The 14,922-nt window shown below is 47.5% G+C and carries 12 protein-coding genes and 1 pseudogene; 5 read left to right on the top strand and 8 right to left on the bottom strand.

What is annotated here, in order from left to right:
- Nucleotides 1–625: 625 nt before the first annotated feature.
- Nucleotides 626–1,246, top strand: a complete 621-nt coding sequence (locus tag HNO79_RS04425; protein ID WP_048855840.1) for a sterol desaturase family protein — start codon at nt 626–628, stop codon at nt 1,244–1,246.
- Nucleotides 1,247–1,262: 16 nt separating this feature from the next.
- Here the strand turns inward: HNO79_RS04425 and HNO79_RS04430 are convergent, their stop codons facing one another.
- Nucleotides 1,263–2,561, bottom strand: coding sequence for an LTA synthase family protein (locus tag HNO79_RS04430; RefSeq protein WP_244987424.1), 1,299 nt, complete (start codon nt 2,559–2,561; stop codon nt 1,263–1,265).
- Nucleotides 2,562–2,974: 413 nt separating this feature from the next.
- Between HNO79_RS04430 and HNO79_RS04435 the strand changes: the two genes are divergently transcribed.
- Nucleotides 2,975–4,561: a capsular polysaccharide export protein, LipB/KpsS family gene (locus tag HNO79_RS04435; RefSeq protein ID WP_214164501.1), complete on the top strand. Its 1,587-nt coding sequence runs from the start codon at nt 2,975–2,977 to the stop codon at nt 4,559–4,561.
- Between the two features lie 66 nt (nt 4,562–4,627).
- Nucleotides 4,628–5,422, top strand: coding sequence for a YdcF family protein (locus tag HNO79_RS04440; RefSeq protein WP_214164438.1), 795 nt, complete (start codon nt 4,628–4,630; stop codon nt 5,420–5,422).
- Nucleotides 5,423–5,799: 377 nt separating this feature from the next.
- Here the strand turns inward: HNO79_RS04440 and HNO79_RS04445 are convergent, their stop codons facing one another.
- Nucleotides 5,800–6,165, bottom strand: a complete 366-nt coding sequence (locus tag HNO79_RS04445; RefSeq protein WP_214164437.1) for a right-handed parallel beta-helix repeat-containing protein — start codon at nt 6,163–6,165, stop codon at nt 5,800–5,802.
- A gap of 320 nt (nt 6,166–6,485) precedes the next feature.
- On the opposite strand from HNO79_RS04445, the gene HNO79_RS04450 reads away from it, so the two are divergent.
- Nucleotides 6,486–8,891 (top strand): hypothetical protein, encoded by a 2,406-nt coding sequence (locus HNO79_RS04450; protein WP_214164436.1) that lies wholly within the window; start codon nt 6,486–6,488, stop codon nt 8,889–8,891.
- A 481-nt stretch (nt 8,892–9,372) separates the two neighbouring features.
- On the opposite strand, the gene HNO79_RS17475 is transcribed toward HNO79_RS04450, so the two are convergent.
- Complete coding sequence (locus tag HNO79_RS17475; RefSeq protein WP_214164435.1) at nt 9,373–9,492, bottom strand: transposase; 120 nt, start codon at nt 9,490–9,492, stop codon at nt 9,373–9,375.
- A 112-nt stretch (nt 9,493–9,604) separates the two neighbouring features.
- Here HNO79_RS17475 and HNO79_RS04460 point away from each other — a divergent pair, with 112 nt between their 5' ends.
- A complete protein-coding gene (locus HNO79_RS04460) occupies nt 9,605–10,405 on the top strand; it encodes an ABC transporter permease (RefSeq protein ID WP_214164434.1) in 801 nt (266 codons plus the stop codon).
- 202 nt (nt 10,406–10,607) lie between these two features.
- On the opposite strand, the pseudogene HNO79_RS17205 reads toward HNO79_RS04460, so the two are convergent.
- From HNO79_RS17205 to HNO79_RS04480, 5 genes and pseudogenes are all read right to left on the bottom strand, one after another.
- A pseudogene (locus HNO79_RS17205) lies at nt 10,608–10,724 on the bottom strand (IS5/IS1182 family transposase); the annotation flags it as partial.
- Nucleotides 10,725–10,924: 200 nt separating this feature from the next.
- Nucleotides 10,925–12,061, bottom strand: coding sequence for a WavE lipopolysaccharide synthesis family protein (locus HNO79_RS04465; RefSeq protein WP_214164433.1), 1,137 nt, complete (start codon nt 12,059–12,061; stop codon nt 10,925–10,927).
- 27 nt (nt 12,062–12,088) lie between these two features.
- A complete protein-coding gene (locus tag HNO79_RS04470) occupies nt 12,089–12,844 on the bottom strand; it encodes a glycosyltransferase family protein (RefSeq protein WP_048855971.1) in 756 nt (251 codons plus the stop codon).
- The gene (locus tag HNO79_RS04475) at nt 12,841–14,460 is read right to left on the bottom strand and encodes a capsular biosynthesis protein (RefSeq protein WP_200410043.1); all 1,620 of its coding nucleotides are present in this window, start codon (nt 14,458–14,460) and stop codon (nt 12,841–12,843) included. The genes HNO79_RS04470 and HNO79_RS04475 overlap by 4 nt, the downstream gene beginning before the upstream one ends.
- Nucleotides 14,460–14,861 (bottom strand): HAD-IIIC family phosphatase, encoded by a 402-nt coding sequence (locus HNO79_RS04480; RefSeq protein WP_010515217.1) that lies wholly within the window; start codon nt 14,859–14,861, stop codon nt 14,460–14,462. Before HNO79_RS04480 ends, HNO79_RS04475 begins: the two co-directional genes overlap by 1 nt.
- Nucleotides 14,862–14,922 lie beyond the last annotated feature (61 nt).

A 14,922-nucleotide genomic window follows, 5' to 3' on the forward strand; every position in this document is an offset into this window, starting at 1 on the left:
TGATTGTGATATGTGAGTGACAGTTCACACCTGCCGCGTCAGTTTTCACTATTTGGCAGAAGAGATTATAAAATAGACATATTCTTCACATACCTATCTCTCGAAGGATATGATATATATTAAATAAGAATATTTTCATATAATTCATAATATTTTAATAAGATGTATTAAGTCCACAGCACCTAGGCTATGGATATGATTGCTTTCTGTGTCCGCAGTGTTGCAGGATGATATCGAAGTATAAGTTAACTAATTGATATATAATATATAATTTATGCCCTCCTGGAGGGCGCAGTCGATCGTTCATGGAATGCAACTTCCTCGGAAGAGGACTGTTACTTTGGCATGGGATCGTTTTCATGCGCATTTAAAGAGAGGGTATGGGAAATTCTTCCTAATTCGTTGTGTTGCAATAGGTTCGTGAAATGGACACAAACCAGATGTAACCCATATATGAAAGTATGGAGAGAAAGATCACATATCCCGAAGAGATCGCTGCAGGCTAACAAAACAGGCACTATCTGCCGTAGGGTAGCAGGGCTGCATCCCTAAAATAAGTTGTCTATAATTGCTTGTTGGGGCAGGGATACGGGTTCATGCCAGACGGGAATGTTCGAGGGTCACCATGATGCAGCAGAAGCGTAGGATGAAGGAAGAGACTCCCCTTCGCCTGTTCAAAAATCCTGTGATGGAATCCCTGACGCTGCTGTCCTTCGGTGTGTTCGCTGTGGTGTGGGCCATAATCATTCTGGCTGCCATGACCTTTGCGTGGCGGATGTCCGGTTCCGTGAAGATGATGGGCCTGTACTGGCTGGCTGGATTTGTGGCATGGTTTCCGTTTGAATATCTGATGCACCGTTTCCTGTTCCACTTTCAGGGAAAATCGGCATTTACCCAGTCAATGGTTTTCCTGATGCATGGCAACCATCATGAACAGCCCAATCATCCGCTACGCAATCTGATGCCGTTGAGCGTTTCCCTGCCGCTGGCGCTGCTGATCTGGGGCGGTTGCATCTGGTCCATGGGGAATGGTGTCGGGGGGGCGGTCGCCGCCGGTTTCCTGTGTGGGTATGTGGCATACGACACGGTGCATTACTCGTGTCATCAGTTTCCCATGCGCCTGCCCCTGCTGCGCAAGATCAAGATCCATCATATCAATCATCACTATCGCCAGACCGATGCCAATTATGCGATTACGGCGGTGTTTCTGGACAAGGTCTGTCATACCCGGTGTGATCGTTCCTGATATCGGACTGTCGCGTTCAGGGCTGGACGGACATCCGGATAATCAGGTGATTGAGCTGCGCTGGCGTCAGGGGTGCAGGGTTCTGACGTGCTGCTCTGTCGTCCAGAGGGAACGAAATGGCGACATAGGGTACGTCGCGTATGCCCGAAGGCATGACGATGCCCGGGATCGATGGACGATGATCACCAAAAAAGACCAGTAATGCCCTGGAGTTCCTTGCTGACATGTCTTCAATCAGGTCCAGCAGCATCCGGTCGCTATTGTGCACATGTCGCAGGTAGTGGTGCAGGGGGGACTGCCCATCCGGGCCGCCTGGCCATGGACCATGGTTTTCCATGGTGACGGCATAGAATAACGAGGGCGCGGTAGCTGCCTGCATCATGCCCGCTATTGTCTGCCCCAGGGCCACATCGCCAAAATAGGGCATGTCCGGTGTTGATGCATGTGGGCCGGGATTGACCATATGGGAAAAGCCCATGGTCGGCATGAGCGTGGCGCGATTATAGAAACGCAGGTCATGTGGATGAATGAATGTGCTTTTGTACCCTATTGCTCCCAACCGGTTGCCAATTGCGTGATCGCGTTCACGTCCTGCGGTCAGAAAGGGGTCATAGCGCCGGAAGCCCAGATCGGTTTCTTCCTGTCCAAAAATGACGCCGTATTCCGACCGCATGGTATAGGCGCCAAAGCCGCTGACGCATAAAGGCCCCCACTGGGATGCAATGTCATATGCCCGCTTCAGGCCGGGCATGGCCGGCAGGGGTATGTCGGGCGGCAGACCCAGTCGCGCGGGATCGGCAAAAGATTCACATTGCACGATCACGACCATATCATAAGCGGGTTTGCCCTGAAGTGCGGCGGGAGGAGGGAGATCGACACTTCTTCGCCATTGCCGCCAGTACATGATGATACTGCCGGGCAATCCCAGTGTGCCTGCATCACGCGTGATATCAGGGGTGGGCGCCAGTTTTTGCGCCGGATACAGCCAGATGGACAGGCCACCCAGCAGCAGCACGCCCACCCCGATCAGGTGGGGCAGGACTGCAGCGCAAGAATAGGCCCACAGCAGGAATGGCGCGGCGATGGCCAGAACAAGCAGGGCGATACGACCAGCCAGCGGAATGGAAAAAAGATAGAATTTGGGATGCTGCAGAAAACTGCGGGCAACCACGACATCACTGAACAGCAGGGGTTCGCCCAGCACACGGAATTTGATGTTCGAGGCGACAACCGTAACGGCCATCAGCGCACATGTCATGAGAAGTGCGATCGGGATGCTGCCTGTTGCGGCCAGCCACCCTCCATACGCGACCATGCTGCATAGTATATCCAGCGTCCAGCGGAAGGGTAATGCCTGACGTCCCGCCCGAGGCATCACGACAGCATATTCAATGGCGGGCGTCAGAAAAACGATAACAACAAAAGACACCAGAACCTGAAATGCTGACATGAAAATTCCGTTGTGCACCCGGCATGGCATCCGCTGCATCAGAGGTTGTTATCGATAACAAGCTCTTGTACAAGGTATCTTCACTGGAATAAACACCGGGAACGTGATTGGAAATCGCGAACCTATGAATGACTTGCATAAAAGTCTTTCAGACAGACAATGACAGGCCAGAGGCACCAATCATGACATTGGCATCGCGTTCCTGTCTGTTACGGATGCCTCCTTTCCAGCGCGACCTGCCCGTGCTCGCCATACCAGCCACTGGGAAAACCGCTACGGTGGCAATCGAGGAGGACGTCAGCAGACGGATTGTCCGGGACAGGACGGGTGGAAGCTTCTGGGCCCCGGCACCTGCCCATGTCAGGCCCGTTCTGGTGTGTGGGGGATACGGAGTTGATGGCAACCGGATGCGCAGTCTGGCGCGGCTGCTGGCGCGCCTGGCAACTGTCCATTCGCCAAAGGACCTGCTGCTGGTTGCCCCGGGTGCATATGGCCCGGCTGCGCGGATCGCACGTCAATATGGCGTCATTCACCTTCATGAACCTGTAGACCCACATGCCCTGCTGGATCATGCCCGGGAAGTTCATGAACTCGGGCAGGGGGATATCGGAGATCTTGCAGCCCTGCGCGGCCAGAAGGTCACGCGGTATGCCAGCCCCGACCACGGTCGTCCCGTTGATGGCATGTCGGTTGCGCGGCGACTGATACAGGACTGGTGTTATTATGACCCCTATACGGGGGACGTGACGACAATCCTGAAGGTGCTGGAATTCCAGGCCCTGTGGCGGCGCGTCATCGATGCAAATCGCGACATCGGGGCCTGTGTCGGCATGTCCCTGTGGAAACGCCGGCGTATTGCCGCATTTTTTACGGTTCCCCCCACGCATCCGCCCTTTTTCCGGCAGGCGCGTTCCGCAGTAAAACGGTGCGCCAGTCAGGGCAGGGCGGTCGTAACATGGGCAACGCGCATACCGGCTGGACTGATACGGCAGGCGCAGGCGGAAAATGTGCCTGTATGGCGTGTCGAGGACGGGTTTGTCCGTTCGGTCGGCCTGGGAAGCGGATTGCAGGTCCCGGCCTCCATTTTTGTGGACCGACGCGGCATTTATTATGATCCGTCCGAACCCAGTGACCTTGAGCATATTCTGGCGACGACACCGTTCGATACGCATCTGCGGGAACGGGCAGGTTCCCTGATTGCGCATCTGGTGCAGAAGGGAATATCCAAATACGGGCGTTCCGATCGGGGACAGATGCAGGAATGGGACGCCAGGGGACGGCGTGTATTGCTGGTGCCCGGCCAGGTCAGCGATGATCTGTCTGTCATCAGGGGGGGCGGTGCCGTGCAGGGCAACCTGGCCCTGCTGCAGACCGTACGCCAGCATAATCCCGACGCGTTTATCATCTACCGCCCACATCCCGATGTTGTTGCCGGCCACCGGAATGGAAAGCTGGGCAATGATGTTGTCATGGCCTATGCCGACCATATCAGTATTGAGGGTAGTATTGTGGACCTCATATGGCAGGTGCAGGAAGTCCATACCCTGACCTCGCTTGCTGGATTTGAAGCACTGCTGAGGCAGCGCAAGGTCGTGACCTATGGCTGTCCTTTTTACGCGGGATGGGGGCTTACTACGGATATGGGGCGGATTCCCGCCGGTCGACGTCAGCGGCCCCTGTCACTGGCAGAGCTGGTGGCTGGCGCCCTTATTCTTTATCCGCGCTATATTGATCCCCTGACACAGATACCGTGTGAAGTGGAAACGGTCGTTGCACGTTTTGATGACATGCGGATCTGGCACCCTACGGTATTGATGCGCATCAAGAATTTACAGGGTCATATGAAACATATGATGGGACGTTGACCGGTCGTTGTATGACAGTAGGGATACGGATCGTATATTATCATATTTAAAAGGAAAGGAATTATTGTGAGTAAAGACGCTTTTCCAGAAAATATCATAGAATGTATTAATGAAGTTGTCCGGTTTCTGGCCGTGGATGATTTTTCATCTGTACAGAATGACATGACGCCGGATCTGGTCATTCTGGCCGGAAATGATTTCCTGCCGGGTGCGGAAGGGGCATTCCGTCTGGCAAAACGTAAGAATGTGCCCTTGTTGATTTCTGGTGGCGTTGGGCATGCGACCGACTTCCTGCGGCAGGCTGTCGCCAGAAATACACGTTATCATACGCTGGACACCGCCGGGTTGTCAGAAGCTGAGATCCTTCATTCGATTGCCACGACCTTCTGGGGACTTCCTTCTTCACAGATCCTGCTGGAAACCAGGGCGACAAATGGAGGGGAAAATGGGCAGTTCACCCGAAAACTGCTGGAGGAGCAGCATATTACCCCCAAAACGGTCGTTCTGGTTCAGGATCCCGCCATGCAGCGTCGGGCGGCAGCAACGTTTCAGCAGACATGGCAAGGAATGATACCCGCCTGTCGTATTTTCAGCTGGCCGGTGGTTGTGCCGCAACTGATGCTTGAAAACGGGAAAGTCGTTTTTTCAGGCCCGGAAGAAGATCATCCCGCTTCGCTTGAGCGGTTTATATCACTGGTAATGGGGGAGATTCCCCGTTTGCGGGATGATGAAAACGGGTATGGCCCCAAGGGGAAAGGGTTTATCCCACATATTGAAATGCCGCAAGTGATAGAAAATCATTTTGAAAAAATATACAAATACTTCAACAATAAAAAAGAATACGACAATAGGAAAGTTTAAATAAAAACTGTATTTTTAAATAATTTTGTCGTGACTGTGTGCGAACGTGTATAAAAAGTTGCGTGGAATTCTGTTGAGGGGAAGGAGAGAGTCAGGCTTTATTGCCACACGATCCTGATGCCATTCCAATGCGGCATGGAGCATTGGAATGAACAGATAATCGTACGACCGGCGTCTTTATGGGCTCCAGCATAAGGATGAGAACCCTTTCGGAAAACGCAAGGACTGGTATCGTATCACAACGTGTGATGATCGCTGTGTTCATACGTTCTTCTCAGCCATTTTTTTGCATCGACGGTTATTTTCCGGATGTTATAGAGAGTCCTGTCTCCAGACAGGGTAAGATATTGTAGCAGGGGTGATCGTGTATGGTTGCCTTACTGAAGATAGAGAGATGATGCAGCATAGCTGTAACCGTTTCTGGTTCCGGCGGTCTCGACATAGGCTAAGCCGCTTTTGTTGTGTATGTCAGCCTTCAGGGTATTGTACAGAATGGCAGAGGACTGACCCTGTAGGTGAATACCAAAGCCACCATTGCCTGTGATGGTCACAGCATTTCCCTCGACCTTTCCAAACGATGTTACATAGATGCCGTCATGCCTGTTCTCCCTGAAGGCGCAACTGTCTACATTGGCGTAGCCACCAAGCTGGATCCACGCGCCGATGGCGTAGCCTGTATAGGTAGAATTGCCCGCAGAGATTGTACCATTTTCACGTACATCCAGGCCATTTCCTCCGGTCACTCAGACTACCTCTGCCAACTGCCTTTTCTACAGACACAGCAAATGTGTGCTGAGTCCATCCAGTAGTTGCTAAACTTCCGCTACTGGATATTCCTGTTCAGTGATTTGCACCACCGTACCACGCTTGAATTCAGCACTAAAATTGGGCTTTCTCATCTAGCGCTTCCTATCCCCCTTTTAGGAGTTTGGGCATCTGGAAATCTTGGCGCTATTCAAAAATCCCCCATTCTCTTGCCTCAGGATGCAATCTCGACTACTTTTTCTAAAATTCTCCCTAAGCGGAATGTTTTTGCATCAATTTAAGATAGAGGTACGCAAAAATGGCAGGCAATAAAAATCTTGTATCAATTGTTACTCCAAGCTTTGAAAAACACGTATCTCAGTATGAAATGATGCTGAAAAGTATAATTAACACATGTGAGGATTTAGAAAATTTATTTCCAATAGTTATAATCGAAAAGAAGAATAAATATATTTTTAATTCAATATTTAAATCCCTCTCCCTTAAAAATTACAAAATTATATTTACAGAAGATGTGCTTGCGTCTTTTGGGATTTATGAAACCCCTAGCCAGTTCCTGAAGCGCGTCGGCAAATTTACGTTTCAGACAATAAAGAAATTTGGCGGCTTGCGAGCGGCTGAAACAGAATGGTCTCTAGTGCTGGATAGCGAAGGGATCTTTATGAAAAAATTTAAGATTCAAGAGCTAGTTAATGATTATGCTAGCCAGAAATACGTTTTTTATACTAACACAGCTCCCCGAGGGGAATTGTGGACACATTCGGTAGGTTATCAGATTAACAAGAATGTTGGTGAAACGCTTTATGTTGATGCTAGCAAACGTTGGTACATGGAAAGCTTTCATTGGTTTTACGAAACAGACAAAATCAAAGATCTAATCGAAAATCATCTCGGCTCACTTTTCCTTAATACTATTCGTACCCCAGATAGTCTTGACAAGGACGCTGAGCGTCTGGTCAGCCAGGAAGTGGAGTTCTTTGAGAATATATTATACTACAACTACCTTGAGAAGTATTACCCACACGAATATAACTTTATTGATTTTGAAGAAACCTTAAAAGACCTCGTTCCTGACGAGATTAGTGGTCGTTTTATTCTGAAACAACTTCCCTTTTCCCTGTTTGGAAATGATTATCTTCTTAATATCGTTGCACCAAACGAAGTGCATACATTATCTAAATTCTTTGAAAAATATAAACTTCCATTTATTCGCCTAGAGCCGCCGTTTTTCGATCATACATATTTTGAAGAATTGAAAAAGCTGCCTTATTTCGTTGCGACTATATCCTCGCATCATCATATCTGGCTGAATAAGAAAATTGCTGTGTGTGTAAGCGGTGAATTTCGTCATATCGTGCATCGTACGCCCGAGCAGCAGGTTCGTAATCTGAAGTCCTTTGTGTCAGGTGTGGATTGCGATTTTTACATTCATGGATGGCGTAATTCTTCTGAGGCGCTTATCATTCATGAACTGCAGCCTAAGGCTTATCTATTTGAAGAACAAAAATCTTTCTATAATCTTGAAAAACAAATTCAATTCCGTGAGCCGCGTTTAAAGCCTAACCGAGATCTGGGTAGTCTTTCCATGTTCTACGGCATACAGAAATGCTATGAACTTGTTGAGCCCAATCTGGATGACTACGATTATATTGTTCGCATTCGTCCTGACATGTTTGGAGATCGTTCACTAAAAGAAATACTGGTTAGTATTAGTGACCAGGGGGATTTTTCTCCAAACGCTATTTATTTCCCAAAGAATTATCATTCCAAGGGTATCAACGATCAGTTCGCCATAGGCTCTCCCAACCAGATGCGTGTCTACTCGCGCACATATGATTACATTGTAAAAAATATTAGTAATCTGTTTTTTAACCCTGAATCTATTCTTTTAAAAAATATTCTAGAAAATAACATTCCCATTTTCCTAGTGAACTTTCCATATGCACTTATGCGAGAAGTGCCTATGTATATCAACGATGTACATAGAATCATTCATCAGCAAGAACATGTCTGGTGGTCCAAAACGGATCATATACCAGCATACACGGATGTAACTGAGTTCTTCCGGGATAAGCTTTCAGCAATGGAAACATTGATGAAGCAGAAATTGCCCAAGGCGTTTTTCGTGCCGGTAGAACCGTATAAAGAAAAATATAAAAATAAAGAATGCGTTCTTGAATTGCTGAACGTGGATAATAATCCATCTCGTGTAGCATCGCTCTTCATAAGAGGAGCAAAGGTTACGGTTGCCTCACACTTTTTAATAGAAAGTGGAAAAGCTAAAATTATGCCGTATACTGACCGATATTTTTTCTGCTTTCAGAATAAAGACGAATTTATTGTATCCCAATGGTCTTATGAAAAGGGGAAATTTAAAAATGAACGCCTTGTCTACCCATGGAAAAGCATAAAATCTTTTCCTAGGCTTTCTTCTGCCGAGACAGCTTCCGGTTGGAAAATCCACGATAGAATACAGAATCTGGTACATGTTCGGGGTGTAGATCGTGTTTATGAGGCGCTTCAGGAAAGCAATTTGTATGCCACGACTTGGAAAATGAAGCTTGTCCTGTTTATCATGCAATGTGTGATGAATAAAAGGAAAGCAAAAAAATTGCGCGAAAATCCTGATGCATTTTTTGCCGATGCTCGCGGCCTGCTTTCTCAGATAATTGGACGGAATTATCTAAAAAATTCACGGAAATAGTGGAAAATATATTCGAAATATTTTTTACAATTTCTATGTGAGTTTTGAGCTAACTGCGTGTTTTGAATAATACAAACTGGGAGGCATGCGTCCGAAGAGAGTCCATCTCTTCGGATAATTTCAAGGGAGAGTTATATCCTATTGATATCATGCCTTCACTTTAGCGACATCGCAGTCTACCGCTGCAGCTTTCGGCGAAGCCGGTTTACTGGGATTTGTCATGGACAATAGAAAGTCATTCGGACTATATGTTATTGGTCAATTTCAGTGTTACACGGAATGTAGACCCCATCGCCGCAGACAAGCATGAAAGCTTGCCTAAGCCCTACCGCTAAGGCTGTCAGTTCGTGAGCCAGATGTCACGCCGAGAAACATTCACAAGCCCGCAGACTCGTTCTTCGCTCAGGGTCAGAACCACACAAAGATGCCGGATCGCATGCTGTCTTGCTTCAGAAACCTCCAGTCCCTTATGGCGAGTTTTCTATTTACAGAATATTGTATCACTGATCTCATGTTTACGGCAAACATCCGAGTTTTTCAGCCGTGATTCCTGTTCCTCCACGATGCTGTTGATTTGCTCTTCCGTAAATCGACTGCTCATATATGCGCTGGAGCGGTCAGCAAACTCCTCTGATTTTTATTCCCTCGCTTAAGCCGAGCTTTGGGACTATAGACTGTCATGCCACCAATCATGATATGCAATGAGAACATTAATGACCATAAGTGAACAGCTTCGGGAATTAAGAACAGATTTCAAGGTACAGGCTCAGGTCATTTATGCCCTGATAATGCGAGAAATCCATACCCGTTATGGACGGGAAAATCTTGGATTCCTATGGGTGTTGGGGGAGCCTATTCTGTTCTGTGCTGGTGTTGCCATATTATGGACGGCCATACGTCCCTCTCATGAACATGGGCTGCCAATGACGGCTATTGTTGTGACAGGTTATGTTCCGCTTACAATGTGGCGTCATTGTATGGGGCACGCCATCAAAGCGTTTGAGTCAAATGGCAGTCTTCTCTTTCACAGACAGGTTACGCCAACCTCAATTATATTGGCTCGAGCTTCCTTGGAAATAATTGGCACCATAATGGCAGGCATTTTGGTTACCTGCGGCGCAATTTTCACCGGATTCATGAAGCCACCACAATATTATAGCATGCTATATTTGGGTCTTGGATTTCATATATTTTTCTGCATCTCATTTGCCATGATTTTTGCATCTCTGAGTGAGATGTCTGACCTGATTGAGAAAGCCGTAACCGTCTTCGGTTATCTCGCTCTTCCCTTTACGGGAGCATTCTCAATGGTGGATTGGTTGCCGCCTAAATATCGCTGGTACATGATGCTATCTCCAAGTGTAGAGAATATAGAAATGATCCGCGAAGGGCAGTTCGGTCTGAATGCTCATGCGCATTATGATATATTTTATAATTTCTGGATTACGCTTTTACTTTTGATTATAGGTTTTTATCTAACAAAGCGCGTGCGACCATTCATTCTTGTTCAGTAAGTCAATTAGGGGGTGTTGTTAGGTTTACGACTCATTCTTTAAGATAAAAAATGAAGGTTGTAAGGCGGCTTTGATTTCCGGTTCTTTTTGGGTGGAATGCAGGCGGTAATATTTTGTTTGGCTAGAGACCGCCTGATCCGGTTGAAAAATCAAGACGGTTCCAGCGGACGAATCGGTTATGTAAGGTCTTATGCAGACCTTACGCTTCCGGCACATCTTTCCTCTGCAGGCCGTTACGAATTACATACATGATTCCATTGAGCACCCGGCGGTCATCCAGGCGCGGCACGCCGAGAGCCAGAGGAAAATACGGTGCAATCCTCTCCTATCTGGCTCCTAAACAGCAAAAACATGTGATGCACAGGCTCATCCCTCACGAGGACCTGTGAACCACGGAACACCGCTCAATTCAATAAATTAATAGATCCTGAACCTAAGAGGTCTTGACGTCTGCTCAGGGATAAGAAACGGTCTAATTATTACCGTAGTTTTCGCAAAAGAAAATATTATATTTATATTTTAACTGTCTCGATACCAGCGGAGAAAAGAATTGAAGGTGTTGCGTCCCCGTCTGAAGAGTGCTGTCCGACGATCATATCCCCAAAACATCCTATGATCTGAACGTTTTTTCTGTTGGGTGTATATTGTATCAATTAAAGATTCTGGAGATTTGATAATTGAATCCAAAATGTTTTGACTAATGCACTCAACCCTTGTGTGTTTGCTTATTTTCTTCACAACATGCTGATATTTATTTATGTAGGCCTGAATTTCTGTAAGGTTGGCGACAGTAAAGTTGTCAGCCATCATATATAATGATTCATTTACACTCCGTGTGTCATTATGACGATCCAGTTTAAGAAAAGGAAATTTTTTCTTAAAATACGGAAAATGTATAAATTGTTCTACGGCCAGTCGTATGAGAAATCTTTTTTCTAATACGTTTGTATCCTTCAGAAAGGGATGGTTTTCATAATAAATTGCATCGCAGAAGCTGACGTCCTCGACGTCTTCCCAAAGATTTCTAATGTCTTCAGTGAGTCCAAAATGGAACCAGTCACTATAATGGAAAGGCATCCTGTACAAAGTTAATGGATTTATTGTAAATATCTCAGGGATTAATATTCTCTGTGTGAAAGAAGCATAATGGCGGCGTACGTCGTGAGCATGTCTTTTGTAAACATCAATAAATTTTTTGCTCATCAGGCATAGGTCATTCCTTATGCGGAGCGCATATTTCCTTGATGCGTATTTTAGGCCTGCTTTTGCCGATTGTATCTGCAGGTTTATGTTATTTAAGCTCTGTGTATCATTTTTTATAGGGGGCAGCGGAAGCGCATCGGGCGCCTTGATAACGATGTCTGCGGTATCGAATAAAACCTTTAAGGCTTCTTTTCGTATCGTATCAATTTTGAAGGCAGCATATGCTACTTCAGGCAGAACATTCTCCCCGGTATTTATTGAAAAGTCTATAAAATCAGAGGATGAAATGGAAACAATGATTTCTGCTTCAGGAAACATCTGGCGCCAATGGCGACATATCAGGGCAGATTCCTGTATGTTCTTTTGCAGCCATGGACCCTGTATGACAATAGAAAGCGGTTCGCCATTTTGATGGATATTATTCAGGTCATTGACGTCAAAATGGTAAACCACTTGCGATTGTCCTATGGGGTCTAAATATTATTTGTTCAAATATAAGAATTTTTCTTCAAATTCCTTACCGCCATCTTTGGTCAGGGCTTCATATTCGGCTGGCACCCCACAAAAAATGACATTTTCTTTTGGAATGACCGTATAGCGAATGTCTTTTCCGATCTTGATCAGGTGATTGTAAATCGGGGCGACATATAGCTCATTTTTGCTCGGGTTTTTCCGCTCTTCATCCAGTGCCCAGCGGAAGTCGCTGATTGTGGCGAACTGATACAGGCCCGTGCAGCAGAAGTGCGAGATCGGTTCTTTTTCCGTCGTGCGGATGACCCGGTTCTGGTCGCTTCCGTCGCTTTCGACAAATGACCAGTTATCCCCTTCACCGACAAAGGTTTCCAGATACCCATCTCCCTGTGCGGCTTTTGGCGGGAATGTAAAGCCAGGGCGGAAGGTATCGATATTGAAAATGGTCATGCCTGTGGGACCGGCCTCTGTAACGCCATCCAGTCCCCGTTCAACCGTTTCCGCCTGCCCTGCTGTCATCTCGTCCAGAATGACGAGACGCGCGTTGGTGACGCCAAGAGCTGCCAGACGCTGACGGACAAAGTCAGGCGTATCGAACTCCTTGCGCATGATGAAAGTAAAGGTGTCCTGCCGACCTGCCTTCAGGAAGCCCATGACTGAATAGTCAAAGCAGGTGTAGTCGCCAAGCGGCAGCATATATTTGGGCCTGTCATAACCGGCTTCACGGAAACGGCGGCTCATCCCAACCATTGGAAATATAATCATGAACAGGACTCCATCATATTCTTCAGCCGGAATGTGTTGGCAAGTATCGCCTTCTGCCGCCGCTTGTCTGTTGTGTGCAGGGGAAGCATGCTCAAAAATAGCAGGGCCGTCATGGCAATGGCGGAACGATCCATGCAGGCATAGTTGCCTGCCTTCCGGCTTTTATAGATATCCAGAAGGCGTTGACGTGTGGGGCCTATATCAAACGAGAGATCCAGATCGTAATCCGCAGATGTGAGATCAAACCTGTCCGCGATCAGGAAATCATAAAGCCCAAAGACCGAATGCCCCAGCTTGGAGATATCATACCGGGCATCGCCAAACATGGTGATGCGTCCATTTGACAGCATACCGCGCGGATCGACAACGCTGACGCGCTTGGAGCGGAAATTATAGAAGATGTTCCCAAAATGGAAATCGCCATGCCACATGGTGATATCATCAAGTGAGGTCGGCACGATGGCCGAGATCAGTTCTTCCCCCAGCGTCCGTAACGATGGTGCCGGTTTCCCGCCGTAACGCCATTCCTTTGTCAGCGAAATATCATTATCCCGCGCAAAGGTTTCCAGACGATGCGCCGTCTTGCCCTTGATCATGTCATTGAAAAACAGGGAAGGATAGTCATCCCCGATTTCATAGTTCCGGGGGCGGATGCCCTGCATTTTTTCAAGGAAATCCAGGCAGCTATCCATCATGATTTCCCACATATGCCCCGGCAGGTTGCCAAAGCAGTACAGTTCGGACATCAGAGGAAAGAACAGGTATTCCAGTTCATAGGAATATGTTTCTTTTTCGCCGGCATCAATGAAATGCGGGGTATAAGGCCGTAATTGCGGTGGAAGATGCTGAAACCATTCGGCTTCCGCAAAGATCTTGCGCTGGGGCAGACCTGTCTTGACAACAGAACGGCCGTCACTGGTTATGCTGTTGAACGACCGTGCCAGCAGTTCCTGACATCGGGACTGGTGATAGGTGTACAGATGACCGAAATCCAGCCAGGTAATGTCATATACCGGTTCCATGGTATATGACGCTGAATATGCATTCAGGGCCTCTATGAAGCCCTGGCCGTTTTCCAGGGTCGTATTGACGATTTCCTTGAAGTGCCCGGCTTCGTGGAAATTGAACAGGCCTGCCACGATATCGGTGGTCCGTTCCGCATCCCGCTGATATTCATGGAATACGTATCGTCCATCAATGACTTCGCATTCACTCCATCGTGCCAGGTGATGGGTGCTGCCGACTGCAAAACCGTTGGCTGGCCAGGTTGATTGCGTATCAATCAATGTATCGCCAAACAGGATATATACGTTGTCGCCAGCTTTTATGGAATTGAGGCCCTGCGCAATACTCTGCAGCACGGATGCCGTGGCTGGCACGCGCTCAATCAGGATATTCGCAGCCTTGATACGCTCGACATCATAATGTGGCAGTACATAGCTTTCGGGCAGCACCATGATGGGTTGCGCATCCATCGCCGCGGCCATCTTCAGTTGGTCTTCGTACAGACGACGACCCCCATTGGGCAGGAAAGCAGGCGGTAGATTCCCGAATTCGGCAATCAGTTCCGGGCAGATGTAGGCGCCGCTTAGAATAATGAAATAAGCGCCTGACATTATACCTGCTCGCGTTCAAGAAGACTGACGATCTGATCGTAGCTCAACGTACGGAATTCAGATGGACGGATGGCCTTGTCATCAATGTAGAAGCCATCATGACCACACCACGGTTTGCCGACGATAATCGAATCATATGGAACATCGTGCCGATCCAGCCATTCGGTAATGACCGGCAGCGTATGTTTCACAATGGCGGAAATGTCACCCTTGTACGTACGCATGTTGCGGCTGGTATGAATGGTAATATGAAATCCGTTCTTTTTATATTCGCGGATTTTCTCAATGATTTCCATGACAGGCGTTGCGTTGCTGTATTTTTTCACGGGATCACTGGATTGATCTTCGTTTTCATATGGCCTGCAGATCGTATGATCCAGGTCGATTACAAGATTCTTCATTTTGCCTCCATGTTTACTATGAGAACGATCCTGTCTGGGGCTGGTTGATAATGTTATCCCC

The organism is Komagataeibacter oboediens, assembly GCF_018491655.1.
GTDB lineage: Bacteria > Pseudomonadota > Alphaproteobacteria > Acetobacterales > Acetobacteraceae > Komagataeibacter > Komagataeibacter oboediens.

Bases quoted from the DNA above. Each gene is read 5' to 3' on its own strand.
- HNO79_RS04425 (WP_048855840.1), top strand. From the start codon at position 626: ATGATGCAGCAGAAGCGTAGGATGAAGGAAGAGACTCCCCTTCGCCTG.
- HNO79_RS04430 (WP_244987424.1), bottom strand. From the start codon at position 2,561: ATGGTCGCGTATGGAGGGTGGCTGGCCGCAACAGGCAGCATCCCGATC.
- HNO79_RS04450 (WP_214164436.1), top strand. From the start codon at position 6,486: ATGGCAGGCAATAAAAATCTTGTATCAATTGTTACTCCAAGCTTTGAA.
- HNO79_RS17475 (WP_214164435.1), bottom strand. From the start codon at position 9,492: ATGAGCAGTCGATTTACGGAAGAGCAAATCAACAGCATCGTGGAGGAA.
- HNO79_RS04460 (WP_214164434.1), top strand. From the start codon at position 9,605: ATGACCATAAGTGAACAGCTTCGGGAATTAAGAACAGATTTCAAGGTA.
- HNO79_RS04470 (WP_048855971.1), bottom strand. From the start codon at position 12,844: ATGATTATATTTCCAATGGTTGGGATGAGCCGCCGTTTCCGTGAAGCC.
- HNO79_RS04475 (WP_200410043.1), bottom strand. From the start codon at position 14,460: ATGTCAGGCGCTTATTTCATTATTCTAAGCGGCGCCTACATCTGCCCG.
- HNO79_RS04480 (WP_010515217.1), bottom strand. From the start codon at position 14,861: ATGAAGAATCTTGTAATCGACCTGGATCATACGATCTGCAGGCCATAT.